Source organism: Pseudomonas sp. IzPS59 (assembly GCF_014863505.1).
GTDB lineage: Bacteria > Pseudomonadota > Gammaproteobacteria > Pseudomonadales > Pseudomonadaceae > Aquipseudomonas > Aquipseudomonas kribbensis.
Map to the genome: position 1 here is coordinate 2,809,303 of NZ_CP062251.1, position 16,634 is coordinate 2,825,936.

The 16,634-nt window shown below is 60.6% G+C and carries 16 protein-coding genes; 9 read left to right on the top strand and 7 right to left on the bottom strand.

All coding sequences use genetic code 11. From position 1 onward, the window contains the following. The first annotated feature begins 36 nt into the window (after window positions 1-36). Window positions 37-201 (top strand): DUF2986 domain-containing protein, encoded by a 165-nt coding sequence (locus IF189_RS12530; protein ID WP_134826615.1) that lies wholly within the window; start codon window positions 37-39, stop codon window positions 199-201. A gap of 136 nt (window positions 202-337) precedes the next feature. Here IF189_RS12530 and IF189_RS12535 read toward each other — a convergent pair whose 3' ends face one another. From IF189_RS12535 to IF189_RS12550, 4 genes are all read right to left on the bottom strand, one after another. Next, entirely contained in the window at window positions 338-673 is a 336-nt protein-coding gene (locus IF189_RS12535; RefSeq protein ID WP_134826616.1) for a DUF190 domain-containing protein, read from the bottom strand. Between the two features lie 10 nt (window positions 674-683). Continuing rightward, complete coding sequence (gene crcB, locus IF189_RS12540; RefSeq protein WP_134826617.1) at window positions 684-1,067, bottom strand: fluoride efflux transporter CrcB; 384 nt, start codon at window positions 1,065-1,067, stop codon at window positions 684-686. A 265-nt stretch (window positions 1,068-1,332) separates the two neighbouring features. Next, complete coding sequence (locus tag IF189_RS12545) at window positions 1,333-2,979, bottom strand: alkaline phosphatase D family protein (RefSeq protein WP_192553424.1); 1,647 nt, start codon at window positions 2,977-2,979, stop codon at window positions 1,333-1,335. A gap of 248 nt (window positions 2,980-3,227) precedes the next feature. Continuing rightward, window positions 3,228-4,115 carry an AraC family transcriptional regulator gene (locus IF189_RS12550; RefSeq protein WP_192553425.1) on the bottom strand — a complete coding sequence of 296 codons (888 nt, stop codon included), beginning with the start codon at window positions 4,113-4,115 and terminating at the stop codon, window positions 3,228-3,230. 139 nt (window positions 4,116-4,254) lie between these two features. Here IF189_RS12550 and IF189_RS12555 point away from each other — a divergent pair, with 139 nt between their 5' ends. The 3 genes from IF189_RS12555 to IF189_RS12565 are packed head-to-tail and all read left to right on the top strand — an operon-like array spanning window position 4,255 to window position 6,401. After that, window positions 4,255-4,998 (top strand): SDR family NAD(P)-dependent oxidoreductase, encoded by a 744-nt coding sequence (locus IF189_RS12555; RefSeq protein WP_192553426.1) that lies wholly within the window; start codon window positions 4,255-4,257, stop codon window positions 4,996-4,998. Window positions 4,999-5,025: 27 nt separating this feature from the next. Further along, window positions 5,026-5,427, top strand: coding sequence for a VOC family protein (locus tag IF189_RS12560; protein ID WP_114882545.1), 402 nt, complete (start codon window positions 5,026-5,028; stop codon window positions 5,425-5,427). Next, a complete protein-coding gene (locus IF189_RS12565) occupies window positions 5,424-6,401 on the top strand; it encodes a saccharopine dehydrogenase family protein (protein WP_192553427.1) in 978 nt (325 codons plus the stop codon). Before IF189_RS12560 ends, IF189_RS12565 begins: the two co-directional genes overlap by 4 nt. A 29-nt stretch (window positions 6,402-6,430) precedes the next feature. Here IF189_RS12565 and IF189_RS12570 read toward each other — a convergent pair whose 3' ends face one another. Then, a complete protein-coding gene (locus IF189_RS12570) occupies window positions 6,431-8,809 on the bottom strand; it encodes a DUF3772 domain-containing protein (RefSeq protein WP_192553428.1) in 2,379 nt (792 codons plus the stop codon). A 156-nt stretch (window positions 8,810-8,965) separates the two neighbouring features. Here IF189_RS12570 and IF189_RS12575 point away from each other — a divergent pair, with 156 nt between their 5' ends. From IF189_RS12575 to IF189_RS12595, 5 genes are all read left to right on the top strand, one after another. Next, complete coding sequence (locus IF189_RS12575) at window positions 8,966-9,307, top strand: hypothetical protein (RefSeq protein ID WP_134826623.1); 342 nt, start codon at window positions 8,966-8,968, stop codon at window positions 9,305-9,307. A 99-nt stretch (window positions 9,308-9,406) separates the two neighbouring features. After that, on the top strand, window positions 9,407-10,657 hold the full coding sequence (locus IF189_RS12580; RefSeq protein WP_192553429.1) for a TolC family protein: 1,251 nt from the start codon (window positions 9,407-9,409) through the stop codon (window positions 10,655-10,657). Then, entirely contained in the window at window positions 10,654-11,901 is a 1,248-nt protein-coding gene (locus IF189_RS12585) for an efflux RND transporter periplasmic adaptor subunit (protein ID WP_134826625.1), read from the top strand. The genes IF189_RS12580 and IF189_RS12585 overlap by 4 nt, the downstream gene beginning before the upstream one ends. Then, the gene (locus tag IF189_RS12590; protein ID WP_192553430.1) at window positions 11,898-15,056 is read left to right on the top strand and encodes an efflux RND transporter permease subunit; all 3,159 of its coding nucleotides are present in this window, start codon (window positions 11,898-11,900) and stop codon (window positions 15,054-15,056) included. Before IF189_RS12585 ends, IF189_RS12590 begins: the two co-directional genes overlap by 4 nt. After that, window positions 15,053-15,403 (top strand): copper-binding protein, encoded by a 351-nt coding sequence (locus IF189_RS12595; protein WP_134826627.1) that lies wholly within the window; start codon window positions 15,053-15,055, stop codon window positions 15,401-15,403. The genes IF189_RS12590 and IF189_RS12595 overlap by 4 nt, the downstream gene beginning before the upstream one ends. A 55-nt stretch (window positions 15,404-15,458) precedes the next feature. Here the strand turns inward: IF189_RS12595 and arsH are convergent, their stop codons facing one another. Beyond that, window positions 15,459-16,148 (bottom strand): arsenical resistance protein ArsH, encoded by a 690-nt coding sequence (gene arsH, locus IF189_RS12600; protein ID WP_134826628.1) that lies wholly within the window; start codon window positions 16,146-16,148, stop codon window positions 15,459-15,461. Window positions 16,149-16,159: 11 nt separating this feature from the next. Beyond that, window positions 16,160-16,630, bottom strand: coding sequence for an arsenate reductase ArsC (locus IF189_RS12605; protein ID WP_134826629.1), 471 nt, complete (start codon window positions 16,628-16,630; stop codon window positions 16,160-16,162). Window positions 16,631-16,634: the final 4 nt, after the last annotated feature.

Genomic DNA, 16,634 nt, shown 5'->3' on the forward strand with positions numbered 1-16,634 from the left:
ATATCATTCAACAACTTTCAAGCAGGGCAAGACACCATGAACCGCCAAAAGAAACTGCAACAACTCTTCAAGGAAAAATCCAGAAAGGCCAACGCCAAACTGGCACCGAAAAGCAACAAGCCCAAGTACATCAGCAAGGCTGACCGCTTGAAGATGGAAGCTGAAGCCAGCCAGCAGCCAAGCCTTTCCACTGAAGAGTGATGCAGGTTCACCCGGCAGATATAACCCGCATTGGCTAAAAGCAGGCTAAAAGGGGACAGATTTATTTTCAGAATATAAATCAGGCTAAAAGGGGACAGATTTATTTTCAGAATATAAATCTGTCCCCTTTAAAGCACTATGGCGGAGGGTTACCGGCCTTTTTACCGACAAAGCCCATTTCAATCGGCGTCTTTATGTAAAACACCGAGATGTCTTCCGCCTCAAGCTGTTTGAACAATCGCTCAGTCTCCTCCTCGGTAATCGCCATGCGAATCTCGGTCGGCTGATCCGCCAATTCGAAAAAATGCGACGAATGCAGCCGGCCGGTGTGGCCGAATCCCTCGATGCCGGTGGAAAGGGTCGCGCCGCGCAGGCCCAGTTCCTTTGCCAGATCAACAATCCAGTCACCGAGCATCTTTCCTTGATGGCGGCGGTTTTGTTGAGTGAAGAAAATCACCAGAAAACCTTTCATTTCGGTCTCCTTAACGCGTGCCAATCAATTGATAGGACAACAGCCCCGCCGCAGTCATTGCGAGCGAGCCGACGACGTGTACCGAAATCGAGCCGAGTGCCCAGAGCAGCCGTCCTTCCTGAATCAAAGCAACCGTTTCGGCCGAGAATGTAGAAAAGGTCGTCAGCCCGCCACAGAAACCCGTGATGATCAGCAGCCGCCACTCGGGGCTCAGCGAAGGGGAGGCAGCAAGGAATGCGATAGCCAGGCCGATGATGTAGCCACCGACCATGTTGGCGACCACGGTGCCCGGAGGAATCGCGGGGAACAGCGCGTTGAGTTTCATGCCCAGAAGCCAGCGCAACCAGGCGCCCAGTGATGCACCCACGGCAATGACCAGCAGTGATTTCACCATGTCGGGCCCACCTCTTCAGACCGTTGCGGCCAAACAGGTTGCGGTAGGGAATAGCAAAAAACAGCGGATTGAATATCGGGAATCATGATCCTGTCCTGGAGTGGGGGGACAGGGGAGCAGACACACCTACGCACCCTGTCCAGGGTTCACGTAGGCATCATCAGCACGAGGCGGTTTGAGGCAGCGCAAAAGCAGCGCAAAAGGGGACAGATCTATTTTCAGAAAATAAATCTGTCCCCTTTTGTTTGATGTGCTTTTGTGTGCGCTATTCCAACTCGAGGGTCTTGATGACGGCTTCGCCTTCGGTGCCGCCCGGCCAGCAAAGATCGACGGTGATCGAATCACTGTTCTTCACATGGAAAATCGCGAAATTCTTGTCTTCCGAATGGCTGAACAGGTGCTCGAACTGGACATTATCATTACCACTGAGCGTACCGGATTTGGCTATTCCGGCAGAGACAGCCTGCCCGGCGGGCATTCGCGAAATCGCACTTGAGGTGATCTGGTAAACGTTGGCCTGGCGATAGATTTTGTGTTGCAACCTGAAGGCGGCAGCACAATGAACATCGCCGCTTAAAAACACCAGGGTCCGGCCCTCGGCATCGAAGGCGGCAAATATTTTTTCCAGCAGAAGGTTTCTTTCAACATGGTTGGAGGGATGATCCCATTCATCCATGAAGTCGTCCTTGAGGCTGTTAATCAAGGACCCTGCCGTCAATACGATGGATCGCCAGTGAACGACTGGAACGGAACTGACCACAAACACGATTTTTGATTTTTTGACGGGGGGCGTATCCAGCCAACCTAGAAAGCGGGCAACCTGATCATCTCCAAGAAGTCTGTTCTGGGCTCTTTCAACATCATGATGCCCACGCAGGTCGAGTACATAGAATGGGGTTGTTCCCTTTGTGAAGTTATAGTCCCAGACGCATTTTTCGGGCGTTTTCAATAACGACCTGACAATGTTGGTAGGAGGATTGTGACTGTGGCCATATTCAAAATAGGCTGTTCTTGCTGCATTCCACATTGAGTCTATAAGTTGCTGGTCAATGTCGGGGTCGTCTTTCTTGAAGTACCTTGAAAGAATTTCCAGACGTTCCTTGTTGGTTCGCGATCCCCAGCCATCCATGATTTCATGGTCATCCCAAATCATGTATTGAGGCGTTTTCGAAAAGATCTCCTGCATCTGAGGGAAATTCCAGTACACACGGTAATACCAGCGGTAGAGGCTCAGAAGGTAAGCATCAAGGCCCGCAGTGAGCAGTTTTCCGTCTTTTGTAAAAGCCGCGATCAGATCGTCCTTGTTGTTCTGCAGCCATTCCCAGATGTCCGGAAAGTATTTGTTTTCCTGGCAGTCCACATAGACTTGATCGCCACCGCCAATGACGAATCTGACTTTCGCGTTATTGGCCCGGCTGAGAAACAATGGCCACGCACCATTGCTGTTATTGGCGTTGAACGGGTCATGGCAGCTATAGAATCCGAAGCTGAAATCGGGCATGGATTGCGCCATGGTGGTAAAGGAGTAGACCTTTTGATACCCGATCTCTGTTCTGCGCCACATACTTTTGGACGCTGGCTTCTGACTCATCAAGTAATAGTAGTAGGTGGTGTTCGGTTTCAGATTGGCTATGTCGAAGGTGTTGGTCAGGTCTGAGTCTTCACTGAACTTGTACGACATTATGTTTTTCGGGTCGCACCCCTGACCTTTGAGAAACAACTCAATGGTTTTGCCATCAAGCGTAAACAGGTCCCCGACCAACGCCTTTTCGGACCAGACCAGCGTCCATTCTCCCGCCATATAGACGCGAATCCAGATTCGGGCACTGTCAGTGCTCACATGACCGACGACGCTGGCAGTGCCAAGTTTATTCACGTCGTATTCGTTGTTCCGCGGATCGACCAAGGCCATGACTTTCTCCATTTTCACTTGGGTTGTCAGGGGAACTGGAGTTCTGATCGAACACGGCCAACAGCAAACTTCTGACGAATCCCCATGAGGTGAACGATGTGACTATAGATGGTATCGGGCCATTGGGCTGAAGGGCCTCAACTGCCCCCCAAAAGGGGACAGATCTATTTTCAGAAAATAAATCTGTCCCCTTTTGGGTGTCGTCCCCTTTTGGGTGTCCCCTTTTGGGGGGGATGCATTGAACAGGTTCAACCGCTTCGGGTTTCCCCGAGTATCCGGGCTGCGTCCCGCGAGGGGGGCAAGCCGAATACCCGTGCGTAGTCACGGCTGAACTGTGTAGCGCTTTCATACCCGACTTCGAACGCCGCCTGGGTGACATTCCTGGTACTTGCCACCATCAGCGTTCGGGCTTGCAGCAGTCGAACCCGCTTTTGATATTGCAATGGGCTCAGCGCCGTAACGGCTTTGAAGTGTCGGTGGAAGGCTGACACGCTCATTGACGCAAGCCGAGCCAGATCGTCCACCCGGATCGGTTCGGCAAAGTCCTGTCGTATGTGCGCAATGGCAAGATTGACGCGTGCCATTGCGCTGTCGGGGGCGGCGATGTCACGCAGCATCCAGCCATGGGGGCCTTGCAGGACACGGTACAGAATCTCCCGCTCGTAGACCGGTGCCAGTGCCGCGATTTCTTCAGGTTTTCCCATCAGGCGTAGCATGCGCACCCAGGCATCCATCAAGGGCGGGGTGACAGCCGCCACCGAAAAACCGGTGTCCTGTTCATGTTGGCCGACTGGTTTGGGCAGATCAGCCAGCAGCGTCGTCAAGACAACCGGATCAAGCGTCAGACTGACCGCCAGGTACGGCTCACCGGCAGGAGAGGGGTGGACCTGGCCGACCGCCGGCAGGTCGATGGACATGACAAAGTAGGTCGCCGGGTCGTAATGCAGCGTACGGTCGGCGATGGTCATGGTTTTGCTGCCTTGCAGAATCAGGTTGATCATCGGTTGGTAAACCGCCGCCAGCAAATGCTCGGGGATTTCGCCCTGAACCATGGCGACACGCGGAATACCCGTTTCCGTGCGGCGGTTTTCGGCGTGTCGGGCCAGGGTACGAAGTTCTGTCAGTTGGCTGTTCATGCCGAGCATCTGACCCCACGCGAATACATCCACGCAAGCAAAAAGCAGAAACAGGCAGGTTTCGAAGAGGAATGGCTGCGCTCGCCGCCCGCCCGATGGCTACTGTGGTGACTCACCTCAAACGACATTGGAGTAGCGCATGAGCGTTATCGTTATTACCGGCGGCAGCCGTGGCATCGGCGCCAGTGCGGCCGAGCAGTGTGCTCGGCGCGGTATGGGCGTCATCCTGACTTACCAACGCAATGCCGACGCGGCAGCCTCTGTTGTCCGGGGTATCCAGGCCTCGGGCGGCACCGTCGTGGCGATTCAACTGGACGTTGCCGACGTCAGCCAGTTCGACGATTTCCGCCAGAAGGTAGCGCACGCACTACAGGCCACCTGGGGTGTGGAAAGACTGTCCGGGCTGGTCAACAACGCCGGCCACGGCTTGTTCAATTCGCTGGAAACGGTGACCGAGGCGCAGTTCGACGGTTTATTGAACACCCACCTCAAGGGCCCGTTTTTTCTCACACAAACCCTGCTGCCGCTAATGGAGGAGGGCGCCAGTATCGTCAATCTGACCAGTGCGACCACCCGTGTCGCAACAGCGGGCGTGGCGCCATATGCCGCCGCCAAGGGCGGGCTTGAGGTCCTGACGCGTTACATGGCCAAGGAGTTCGCGGATCGCCGGATTCGGGCCAACGCGGTTTCGCCAGGCGCGATACGCACTGAATTGGGCGGTGGCTTGAATGATGAGTTCGAGGCCTTGCTGGCCTCGCAAACGGCGCTCGGCCGGGTGGGCGAGCCGCAGGACGTCGCTCGCGTCATTTCCCTGTTGCTGAGCGAAGAGAGCGGCTGGATCAACGCTCAGTCCATTGAAGTCGCGGGCGGCTATTTCATCTGAACCGATCATTGAACGCGAGGCAGCACCATGCTTGATCATATTTTTCTGTCAGTCAGCGATATCCAGCGCTCCATTGATTTCTATACGGCTGTATTGACCCCGCTTGGCATCACCGCCAGGCTCGATTACGACGGCAAGGATGGCCCGCCGGGGCATCCCGACCTGAAAGGTTTCGGTGCCCATGGCCGGATGTTTTTCTGGTTGCGCGCAGGTGTGGTAGAGGGGCGGGCAGTGCATGTAGGTTTTGTCGCCAGCAGCAAGGCCGAGGTTGACGCGGCTTACGCGGTGGCCATTGAACGGGGTGCTGTCGACAACGGCCCGCCGGGCGCACGCTTGCATTACGACCCCGACTATTACGCGGCCAACGTCCTCGATCCGGACGGTTACAGCCTGGAATTCGTCTACAAAAAATGGCAGCACGCCCAATGAGTAAGTTAATGATCTACGGCGCGACGGGTTACACCGGGCGCATGGCGGCCGAGCACGCTCGGTCGTTGGGCCTCGATGTCGTCATCGCCGGCCGGACAGCAGAAAAACTCCAATCCCTCGCGGCGCAGCTGGACGTGCCTTATCGAGTGTTCGCTGCGGATGCCGTCGCAGCAGAGTCACTGGGGGGCATTGCAGTACTGTTGAACTTTGCAGGGCCGTTCGCGCAGACGGCGGACATTTTCATGCAGGCGTGTATCAAGGCCGGGGTGGACTATCTGGATATCACCGCAGAGATCAATGTCTATCGGCGGGCCGAGCAACTAGGCGCCGAAGCCGCGAAGGCCGGTGTCATGTTGCTGCCTGGCGTCGGCTGGGATGTGGTGCCGACCGATTGCCTGGCGATGCATGTCGCTCGACGCGTACAGGAACCGCGTTCACTGAAGATCGCCCTGCAAGTGGCCGGCTCCATGTCTCGCGGGTCGGCTTTGAGTGTCGGTGAAATCGTTGGTGCGGGCCTGCTGGCCAGTGTCGACGGACAACTGGTCGCCACGCCCGATGCCGAGCCCCGCCAATTCGATTTCGGCGACGGGCCGGTGGTCTGCGTACCGCTATCGTTCGGCGACCTGGTCACCGGTTGGCACTCCACCGGCATTCCCGACATCGCCATGTATGTGCACATCAGTGGCGACGCGTTTCCCGAGGGCGATCTGTCGCTGTTGCCGGACGGCCCCAGCGCCGAACAGCGTGAGGCTCATCGCGCCCGTGCGGTGGCCGAAGTCTCTGGCGTCAACGGCAGTGCCGCGCGGTCGGTCATTGAAACGGTCAACGGCTATACCTACACACCGTTGGTGGCCGTGGAGGCTGCTCGTCGAGTGTTGGCGGGGGAACGACGGCCAGGTTTTGAAACACCGGCTCGGGTATTCGGCATCGAGTTTGCCCGGAGCATTGCAGGAACAACCGTGACTGACTTCTAAAACCATCGGGACGACGAGCCGCCTTTCCATCAGGTACTCGGCGGCTTCGCCAACTCAATCCCCGCCGCCCCCAGCCGCTTGAGAATCTCGAACAACAGATCACTCTTGGTCTTGCCGACAATCCTCGGGCTGTCGACGTAACCGGTCACGGTCAACGTGATGCCATCGGGTGAAAGTTTGCTGAACCGCACGAAAGGCGCCGGTTTGCCGAGGATGGTTTCGTGCTCTTTGTAGGTGTCGAGCAGCAGGCCTTTGACCTGTTCAGGGTCGATGTCCAGCGGGAACATCAGCTCCAGCGTCGCCACGCCCTGGGCGCTGCCGCCGAGGGTGACATTGCGCAGGTTCTGCGAGATCAGTTGCGAGTTGGGCACGATCACGATGGAGCGGTCGCTGAGCTGGATCTCGGTGGCGCGCACGTTGATCCGGCGGATGTCGCCCTCGACGCCGCTGATGCTGATCAGGTCGCCCACTTTGACCGGGCGTTCGGTGAGCAGGATCAGCCCCGAGACGAAGTTCTTCACGATCTCCTGCAGACCGAAACCGATGCCCACCGACAGCGCGCTGACGATCCACGCCAGATTGGTCCACTGCACGCCCAGCGACGACAGCGTCAGCAGAATCACCACCGCGTAGCCGATGTTGGAAAACAGCGTGCTGAGCGACGCGCACATGCCCGGGTCCATGTCGGTCTTGGGCAGGAACTCGTTGTCGAGCCAGCGGCGCAGGGCACGGATCAGGTATATACCGATCAGCAGGGCGAGTATGGCGTTGAGCAAATGCCCGGGAACGATGTTCAGTTTGCGCAGGCCGGCACCGCCGAGAATGGTGCCGATGCTGTTGGCCAATTGACCCAGCGTGGTGCCGATGCCGCCCACGAACAGCGTGATCACTGCCAGCAACAGCAACGCCGCCCGGCCCACGCCGGCCAGCAGGGTCGAGGCCTGTTCGAGGCGTCGGTCGCCGACGCCCAGCAGTTGCTTCAAGGCCTTGCCGCTGGAATGGCGGGGCGAGAAGACGTATTCGCAGCTGTCCTTGAGCAACTGCATCAACAGGTAGAAACCGGACAGCACGATAAACGCCCACACCAGTTCATAGGTGATGAACCGCGCCAGCGATACGTAGCCTGTCAGCAACGCACCGAGGGAAATGACCATCGCCAGCGTGGTCACGGTGTAAATCACCCCGGCCAGGGTGTTGCCCGTCACCTGCGCATCCCCGGCCGCCGCCAGCGCCTTGCGCACCTTGCCGACGCGCATCAGCAGCACGGTGACGATGGCCAATACCACCAGCGCGATGACGCCGCGGCCGGTGATCACGATCTGGCTGCTCATGCCGGACGAGTTGCCGACCTGCACCGCCGTTACCAGCACCAGCAGCGTCGCGGCGAGGACTCTCGCGAAAGGCTTGAGCGTGAGCGCCACCGGTTCGGCAATCGCCGGCAACCGCCACGACGGGTGCTCGGTGGACAGCAAGGCGCGGCTCAGGCTGGTGATCATCACGCAGGCGTACACGACTTTCTGGAATTCGTCGGAAAACGTCGCCAGCATTGGCGGCAGCGGCACATGCCGGGTGCAGGCGTAATACAGCAGTTCCAGGGCAATCGCAGTGGTCGCCAGTGTCGCCAGCGCCGAGGCGAAAGCCAGCGAACTGCGGCGCAAGCGGCCTTCGGGCATGCGATGAATGCATACCCACGCCAGCCAGCGGTCGGCAAGCCGTCGACCCAGGGTCCAGACCAGGAACGACAACACCACCAGCACGCTGGTGTAGAGCCGTTGCCCCGGTTGCCAGGCCTCGGTGCCGGTTTCCTTGATCTGGTCGACGAACATCTGCAGGCGTTGGCGATCGGCAGGATCGGGATCGACTATCGGTGACCAGAAATCAGGGCTGAGCACGCTGTCGGTGCGCAGGGTGAGTTCGCTTTCCAGCAACGTGCGGCGAATGCCGGCGATCTGGGTGATCAGGTCGGTGGCGTTCTGCTTGAGCGTGGCCAGATTCTTCAGCGCAGTATCGACTTTGTTCTTCTGCTCGATCAGCGCTGCTCGCTGCGCGGCGATATCGGCCTGTTCGGCGGCCACCGCTTCCGTCGGTGCCGCGCCCAGCACGCCCAGTTGTACGGTCAGTTGTGCCTGCTGCGGCAGCAGCGAAGCCGATAGCCGATCGATGTCCAGAATGAACGTCTGCACCCGATCCTGGGGGCCTTCGAGCTGGTTGTAATTGTTGGCGGACGAGATCTGCTGCTTCAGGCCATCGAGGCGTTGTTGCAGGGCTTGCAGATCATTCTGGGTGACACCGGGGAGCGGGGCACCGCTGTCGGTCGAGGGCGACAAATCTGCGGCCGACACCATGGCCAGCCCCGGGACAAGCAGGATCAGGGCGACGAACATCAATGACTTCAATGCGTTGCGCATGGGACTGGCGATTCCGGTTGAACACACAATCAATGAGGTTAGGTGATCGTTCGAGCGCTGCATGAATTTCCGTTGCTAATCCTGGCTTAATGCTCATCCGCTGATATCGCCGGCATCCGATTGTGAATCCCGTTTCTCGCAACTAGACTTCCGGCCATGAAACGCTACCTGCGGTTTTGTCTCGTCTTCCTGATCAGCCTGGCGCTTCCCCTCAGCGGGATGGCGGGCGTGCAGGCACCGACAGAACCCTGCCCGATGCAAGCCATGGGTATGGCGATGATGGACGGCATGGGCATGGATTGCTGCAAGGACATGAAAAGCCCCACCGATCACGGCGCGCCTTGCAAGCCGGGCCAGGAGTGCAAGACTGGCGGCCTGCTGCAAGTCGCGATCCTCAAGCCGCCCGTCACCGTGTTCAGCCCCGTTGCGCATTCTTTCTTCAGTGATTCCCTGCCCGTAGCGACCCCGACCGGGGTCTGGCGACCGCCCCGCGTCTGATTCCTGTCTCCCTTGAAAACTCATTCCGCCCCGGCGGAGTGGATTGGCTGTGCGCGTGTTTTACGCCGCGCACAGCGGACGATCACAGGAATCGTAAACATGACATTCAAGTGCACAGGTTGGCCCGTCGTGGTCGGCCTCGCAGCAAGCGTGCTCGCGTGGCCGGGTTTCGCCGCCGCGCTGACACTCGATGAAGCGCTGCGGCTGGCGGAAACCAATGCGCCGTCGCTGAACGCTCAAGATGCAAAAATTCAGGCCGCCAGCAGCGCCGCCATCCCGGCGGGGGAGTTGCCCGATCCGAAACTGGTGCTGGGCGTGCAGAGCTATCCCGTGGGTGGCCCGGACCGCTACAGCCTCGACAAGGACTTCATGACCATGCAAATGGTCGGCTGGCGCCAGGACATGCCCAACGGCGACAAGCGCAAGGCGCGTATCGAAGTCGCCGAGGCGGGCATCGAGCGCGCGGCGGCGGAACGTCGCGTCGAACGTCTGAAAGTCCGTCAGGCCACCGCGCTGGCGTGGATCGGCAGCTATTCGGTGGAGCGCAAACAGGCGCTGCTTCAGGACTTCTACAAGGAAAACCGCCTGCTGAGCGATACCGTGCGGGCGCAGATTGCCGGTGACCGGGCGCAACCTGCGGACGCCGTGACGCCGAAGCAGGAAGCCGCCCGACTGGCCGAGCAAGAAGACAACCTGACGCTGGAACGCGCCCAGGCTCGCGCGGCGCTCAAGCGCTGGATCGGCACCGCTGCCAACGACAAGCCCGAAGGCAGCCTGCCGCAATGGTCGGTCGAACCCGCCACCTTCAATCATCAACTGCAACACCATCCCGAACTGGCCGCGTTTGCGCCCATGGCCCGCGAAGCGCAGGCGAAGGTGCAGGAAGCGGTGTCCGAGAAAAAGTCCGACTGGAGCTGGGAAGTGGATTACCAGCACCGTGGCCGCGAGTTCGGCGACATGGTCAGCGTGCAGTTTTCCTGGGATCTGCCGCTGTTTCCCGAATCGCGGCAGAACCCGAAGATCGCTGCCCGCCAGGCCGAGCTCAGCCAGATCGAGGCTGAGCGCGAAGCCCTGTCCCGGGAGCACACCGAACAACTGGAAAACGAGCTGGCCGACTACGCGCGCCTCGACCGGGCGGTGCTGCGCAACCAGCAAAGCCTGGTGCCGCTGGCCAAAGAAAAGGTCGAGTTGAGCCTGGCCAGTTATCGCGCCGGCAAGGGCGATCTGAACGCCGTGGTCAGCGCCCGCCGCGAACTCATCGAGGCGCGCCTCAAACAGATCGACGTGGAAGAACAGCGCGCACTGACCGTTGCGCGTCTGCATTTCGCTTACGGGGAGAGCAGCCTGTGAACGGACCAAATTTTCATGGCCTGTGTCTGGCCGGCCTCGTACTTGCTGTGGGTGTGGCTGCTGGTTACGGCGTGGCTTATCAGCACATGTCTGGCGTAACCGACGTGCCAGCGGAGCAGGGCGCCGAACCCAAGGCCCTGTACTGGTACGACCCGATGTACCCGCAGCAGAAGTTCGACAAACCGGGCAAGTCGCCCTTCATGGACATGCAACTGGTGCCGCGATACGCCAGCGAAGGCGCAGGCAATGCGACGGTCAGCATTGATCCGGGCCTGACCCAGAATCTGGGGCTGCGCACGGCAACGGTTGCGCGCGGGCGGTTTTCCTCCAGCCTCGACGTGACCGGTGTGCTGGCCTTCAACGAGCGCGACGTGGCGGTGATCCAGACCCGCACCAGCGGTTTTGTCGAACGGGTCTACGCCCGGGCACCGGGGGATGTGCTGGCGGCGGGGGCGCCGTTGGCGGACATTCTCGTACCGGACTGGGCGGCAGCGCAGACCGAGTTTCTGGCCCTCAAGCGCAGCGGTGACCGCGAACTGATCGCAGCGGCGCGCCAGCGTTTGCAACTGACCGGCATGCCATCGAGCCTGATTGCCCAGGTGGATCGCAGCGGCAAGGTTCAGCCGAACCTCACCGTCACCAGCCCGGTGGCCGGCGTGGTGCAGGAGCTCAACGTGCGCACCGGCATGACCGTGGCGAGCGGCGAGACGCTGGCGCGGGTCAACGGGCTGGGCAGTGTCTGGCTCGCCGTGGCGGTGCCGGAAGCGCAGACCGGCTCCATCGCCGAAGGCCAATCCATCGAAGCTCGGTTGCCGGCATTTCCCGGCACCGTGTTCAACGGCAAGGTCAGTGCAATCCTGCCGGACACCAATTCAGACAGCCGCACCTTGCGCGTGCGGGTCGAACTGGCCAACGCCGAGGGGCGCTTGCGTCCGGGGATGACGGCGCAGGTCCGGTTGAACCATTCGACCGGGCAGGACAGCCTGTGGGTGCCGAGCGAAGCGGTGATCCGCACCGGCAAGCGGGCCTTGGTCATGCTGGCCGAGGACACGGGACACTATCGCCCGGTGGAGGTGCGGCTCGGTCAGGAGAGCGACGGCAAAACGGTGATTCTCAAAGGCCTGGAAGAAGGCCAGAAGGTCGTGACTTCCGGCCAGTTCCTGCTCGATTCCGAGGCCAGTCTGAAGGGCATCGTCGCTGCGCCGCTTGAGACGGACGAGCAAGCCTCGGGGAGTCAGCCATGATTGCCGCGCTGATTCGCTGGTCCGTGGCCAACCGTTTTCTGGTGCTGTTGGCGACGCTGTTCATCACCGGTTGGGGTGTGTGGTCGGTGCAAAGCACGCCGATCGATGCACTGCCGGATTTGTCCGATGTGCAGGTGATCATCCGCACGCCGTACCCCGGACAGGCGCCGCAGATTGTCGAGAACCAGGTGACCTACCCGCTGACCACCACCATGCTCTCGGTGCCGGGGGCGAAAACCGTGCGCGGTTATTCGTTTTTCGGTGACAGCTTCGTGTACGTGCTGTTCGAGGACGGCACCGATCAATACTGGGCGCGCTCGCGGGTGCTGGAATACCTGAGCCAGATCCAGAGTCGTCTGCCGGCCAGTGCCAAGCCGGCGTTGGGCCCGGATGCCACCGGGGTCGGCTGGATCTATCAGTACGCGCTGGTGGACCGCAGCGGCCAGCATGATCTGGCGCAGTTGCGCGCGTTGCAGGACTGGTTCCTCAAGTTCGAGCTCAAGACCCTGCCCAACGTCGCCGAAGTCGCCACCCTCGGCGGCATGGTCAAGCAGTATCAGGTGCAGCCCGATCCGGTAAAACTGGCCAGCCTCGGCATCACCCTGGGGCAAGTGCGCGAAGCCATCGGCAATGCCAATCAGGAGACGGGTGGCGCGGTGCTGGAAATGGCCGAGACCGAGTTCATCGTGCGCGCGTCCGGCTACCTGAAAACCCTCGATGATTTCCGCGCGATCCCGCTCAAACTCGGCGCTGGCGGGGTGCCGGTGACCCTGGGCGATGTCGCCACAGTCCAGACCGGACCGGACATGCGCCGGGGCATTACCGAACTGGACGGCCAGGGCGAGACCGTCGGTGGCGTGGTGGTCTTGCGCAGCGGCAAGAACGCCCGGGAGACCATCGCGGCGGTCAAGGCCAAGCTCGAAGACATGAAAAGCAGCCTGCCGCCCGGTGTTGAAATCGTCACCACCTACGACCGCAGCAAACTCATCGATCGCGCCGTGGACAACCTCAGCCACAAACTGCTCGAAGAGTTCATCGTTGTGGCGCTGGTGTGCGGGATCTTCCTCTGGCATCTGCGCTCGTCGCTGGTGGCGATCATCTCGTTGCCGGTGGGTGTGCTGATTGCGTTCATCGTCATGCGCCATCAGGGGCTGAACGCCAACATCATGTCACTGGGCGGGATTGCCATCGCCATTGGTGCGATGGTCGATGCCGCCGTGGTAATGATCGAGAACGCGCACAAGAAAATCGAAGCGTGGCACGCCGCCAACCCGGGGCAGGAGCTCAAGGGCGAACGTCACTGGCAGGTGATGACCGACGCGGCGGCGGAGGTCGGGCCGGCGCTGTTCTTCTGCCTGTTGATCATCACGCTGTCGTTCATCCCGGTGTTTACCTTGCAGGCTCAGGAAGGACGGTTGTTCGGCCCGTTGGCGTTCACCAAGACCTACGCCATGGCGGCGGCAGCGGGGTTGTCGGTGACGCTGGTGCCGGTGTTGATGGGCTACTGGATTCGCGGGCGGATTCCGGATGAGCGCCACAATCCGCTCAACCGTTGGCTGATCCGGATCTACCAGCCGGCGCTGGATGCGGTGTTGCGTCGACCGAAGTTCACGCTGGTGATGGCGCTGCTGGTGTTCATCAGTGCAGCGTGGCCGGTCTCGCGGCTCGGTGGCGAGTTTCTGCCGCCGCTGGACGAGGGCGATCTGCTGTACATGCCGTCGGCCCTGCCGGGTTTGTCAGCGCAAAAAGCCGCGCAATTGCTGCAGCAGACCGACCTCCTGATCAAGACCGTACCCGAGGTCGAGCATGTGTTCGGCAAGGCCGGTCGCGCCGAAACCGCCACCGATCCGGCACCGCTGGAGATGTTCGAAACCACGATCCAGTTCAAGCCCCACGAGCAATGGCGTCCGGGAATGACCCCGGAAAAACTCGTGGAAGAACTGGATCGCGTGGTGAAGGTGCCTGGCCTGACCAACATCTGGATTCCACCGATCCGCAACCGCATCGACATGCTCGCCACCGGGATCAAAAGTCCCATCGGCGTAAAGGTCGCCGGCAACGACCTGGCCCAGATCGATGCGGTGACCCAGGCCGTCGAGCGTGTTGCCAAAGACGTGCCCGGCGTCAGTTCGGCGCTGGCCGAGCGCCTGACCGGTGGCCGCTACATCGACGTCGATATCGATCGGAACGCGGCGGGCCGCTACGGGCTGAACATCAGTGATGTGCAATCCATCGTCGCGGGGGCCATCGGCGGCGAGAATGTCGGGGAAACCATTGAGGGACTGGCACGTTTCCCGATCAACATCCGTTACCCGCGAGAGTGGCGCGATTCGCCCGGCGCCCTGGAGCAACTGCCGATCTACACGCCTTCGGGCAGTCAGGTCACCCTCGGCATGCTGGCGAAAATCCGTGTCACGGACGGCCCGCCGATGCTCAAGAGTGAAAACGCCCGACCGTCCGGCTGGGTGTACATCGACGTGCGCGGTCGCGACATCGCGTCGGTGGTGGGTGACTTGCGTCGAGCGGTCAGCGAGCAGGTGAAACTGCAGCCGGGCATGAGCCTGAGTTACTCGGGGCAGTTCGAGTTTCTCGAACGGGCCAACGCTCGCCTGAAACTCGTGGTTCCGGCCACGCTGCTGATCATCTTCGTGCTGCTCTACCTGACCTTCGCCCGTTTCGACGAAGCGCTGCTGATCATGGCCACGCTTCCGTTCGCCCTGAGTGGCGGCGCGTGGTTTCTCTACCTGCTGGGCTACAACCTGTCGGTGGCCACCGGGGTCGGGTTCATTGCACTGGCCGGGGTGTCCGCCGAGTTCGGCGTGATCATGCTGCTCTACCTGAAAAATGCCTGGGCCGAACGCGAAGACGGCGGCGACCGCACCGAGCGCGGGCTGGTCGCGGCGATTCGCGAAGGCGCCGTGCAGCGCGTACGCCCCAAAGCCATGACCGTGGCCGTGATCATCGCCGGCCTGTTGCCAATCCTGCTGGGCAGCGGCACCGGTAGCGAAGTCATGAGCCGCATCGCCGCGCCCATGGTCGGCGGCATGGTCACGGCGCCGTTGTTGTCCCTGTTTGTCATTCCGGCGGCGTATCGACTGATGCGCAGTCGTCACTTGTCCGTTGAAACCCTCCCACCTGAAGGAAAAACCTCATGAAACTGATCCCGATCTCTGTTGCCGGCACGCTGGTTGCGTTCGCTTTTACTGTGCAGGCAGAAGACATGCCCGGCATGAAGATGGACGACATGCAGGGCATGCAGATGCAGGCCGCCACGCAACAGAAAACGGCCGCGAATGCCGAGGGCACGATCAAGGCCATCGATGCAGCGAAGCACACCGTGACCATCGCACATGGCGCCGTAGCGTCGTTGCAGTGGCCGCCGATGACCATGGGCTTCGCCGCGACTCAGGAACAACTGGCCGGGTTGGCGGTGGGTGACCAGGTTAAGTTTTCGTTCCGGATGGAGGGCAGCAAGGCGACCATCGTGTCGATCAACAAGTAAGCGTGTGACGTAAAAAGCCGGCGCGAACCATCGCGCCGGCTTTTTATTCGGGTTTTCAGATCGAGCGCTGCTTGACCCGTTGCATCAATTCCTCCGCCGACTCCTTGCGCTCCGAGTAGCGATCCACCAGATCCGGACGATCACGCAGCAACAGCGTGAACTTCACCAGTTCCTCCATCACATCCACCACCCGATCGTACAGCGCCGAAGGTTTCATGCGGTTGCCTTCATCGAATTCGAGATAGGCCTTCGGCACCGAGGACTGATTGGGGATGGTGAACATGCGCATCCAGCGGCCCAGAACGCGCAGTTGATTGACCACGTTGAACGATTGCGAACCGCCGCAGACCTGCATCACTGCAAGGGTCTTGCCCTGGGTCGGGCGCACGGCGCCAAGCGCCAGCGGCACCCAGTCGATCTGCGCCTTGAACACCGCTGACATCGCACCGTGACGTTCGGGCGAGCACCAGACCTGGCCTTCGGACCATTGCATCAGCGCAAGCAGTTCCTGGACTTTCGGGTGATCACCAGGCGCATCGTCCGGTAACGGCAGGCCCGACGGATTGAAGATCCGCGTTTCGGCACCGAAGTGCTCCAGCAGTCGGGCGGCTTCTTCCACCAGCAAGCGGCTGAACGAGCGTGGGCGGGTCGAGCCGTAGAGCAGCAGGATTCGTGGCTTGTGGAGGCCATCGTTACGGGCGATTTTTTGAATCAGTGAAGGGTCGAGATTGGGCAAGTCGGTCATGACGGCTCCGGTCAAAGCAGGCTGATGCGGTCGAGCTCGCGCTTGAGGGCATCGCGATCAAGTTGGGCGAAGGGCAGGGCGAGAAAGGCCCGGCAGCGGGTTTCGATCCGGGCCAGGGTGGCGTGGAAGGCTGCATTGATAGCGGTCTCATCGCCATGCACTTCCGACGGATCCTCCAGTCCCCAATGGGCTTTCAGGGCCGGGCCGAAGTACACCGGGCAGGCTTCGCCGGCGGCCTTGTCGCACACGGTGATGACAATGTCCGGCGGAGTGTCTTCGAAGGCGTCGTTGCCCTTGCTGCTCAAGCCGGCGATGGAAATGCCGGCCTCCTGCAACGTGGTCAGGCTGCGCGGCAGCACCTGGCCTTTGGGGAAGCTGCCGGCACTGACCGCCTCGAAACCTTGCGGCGCCAGGTGATTGAACATCGCTTCGGACAGAATGCTGCGGCAACTGTTGGCGGTGCACATGAATAGAACGCGCATGATC

What these genes read in the sequence shown, in the direction of transcription:
- IF189_RS12560 (WP_114882545.1), top strand. Translation starts at nt 5,026, where the DNA reads ATGCTTGATCATATTTTTCTGTCAGTCAGCGATATCCAGCGCTCCATT.
- IF189_RS12605 (WP_134826629.1), bottom strand. Translation starts at nt 16,630, where the DNA reads ATGCGCGTTCTATTCATGTGCACCGCCAACAGTTGCCGCAGCATTCTG.
- crcB (WP_134826617.1), bottom strand. Translation starts at nt 1,067, where the DNA reads ATGGTGAAATCACTGCTGGTCATTGCCGTGGGTGCATCACTGGGCGCC.
- IF189_RS12545 (WP_192553424.1), bottom strand. Translation starts at nt 2,979, where the DNA reads ATGGCCTTGGTCGATCCGCGGAACAACGAATACGACGTGAATAAACTT.
- IF189_RS12565 (WP_192553427.1), top strand. Translation starts at nt 5,424, where the DNA reads ATGAGTAAGTTAATGATCTACGGCGCGACGGGTTACACCGGGCGCATG.
- IF189_RS12575 (WP_134826623.1), top strand. Translation starts at nt 8,966, where the DNA reads ATGAAACGCTACCTGCGGTTTTGTCTCGTCTTCCTGATCAGCCTGGCG.
- IF189_RS12535 (WP_134826616.1), bottom strand. Translation starts at nt 673, where the DNA reads ATGAAAGGTTTTCTGGTGATTTTCTTCACTCAACAAAACCGCCGCCAT.
- IF189_RS12595 (WP_134826627.1), top strand. Translation starts at nt 15,053, where the DNA reads ATGAAACTGATCCCGATCTCTGTTGCCGGCACGCTGGTTGCGTTCGCT.
- IF189_RS12570 (WP_192553428.1), bottom strand. Translation starts at nt 8,809, where the DNA reads ATGCGCAACGCATTGAAGTCATTGATGTTCGTCGCCCTGATCCTGCTT.
- IF189_RS12580 (WP_192553429.1), top strand. Translation starts at nt 9,407, where the DNA reads ATGACATTCAAGTGCACAGGTTGGCCCGTCGTGGTCGGCCTCGCAGCA.
- IF189_RS12550 (WP_192553425.1), bottom strand. Translation starts at nt 4,115, where the DNA reads ATGAACAGCCAACTGACAGAACTTCGTACCCTGGCCCGACACGCCGAA.
- IF189_RS12530 (WP_134826615.1), top strand. Translation starts at nt 37, where the DNA reads ATGAACCGCCAAAAGAAACTGCAACAACTCTTCAAGGAAAAATCCAGA.
- IF189_RS12555 (WP_192553426.1), top strand. Translation starts at nt 4,255, where the DNA reads ATGAGCGTTATCGTTATTACCGGCGGCAGCCGTGGCATCGGCGCCAGT.
- arsH (WP_134826628.1), bottom strand. Translation starts at nt 16,148, where the DNA reads ATGACCGACTTGCCCAATCTCGACCCTTCACTGATTCAAAAAATCGCC.
- IF189_RS12590 (WP_192553430.1), top strand. Translation starts at nt 11,898, where the DNA reads ATGATTGCCGCGCTGATTCGCTGGTCCGTGGCCAACCGTTTTCTGGTG.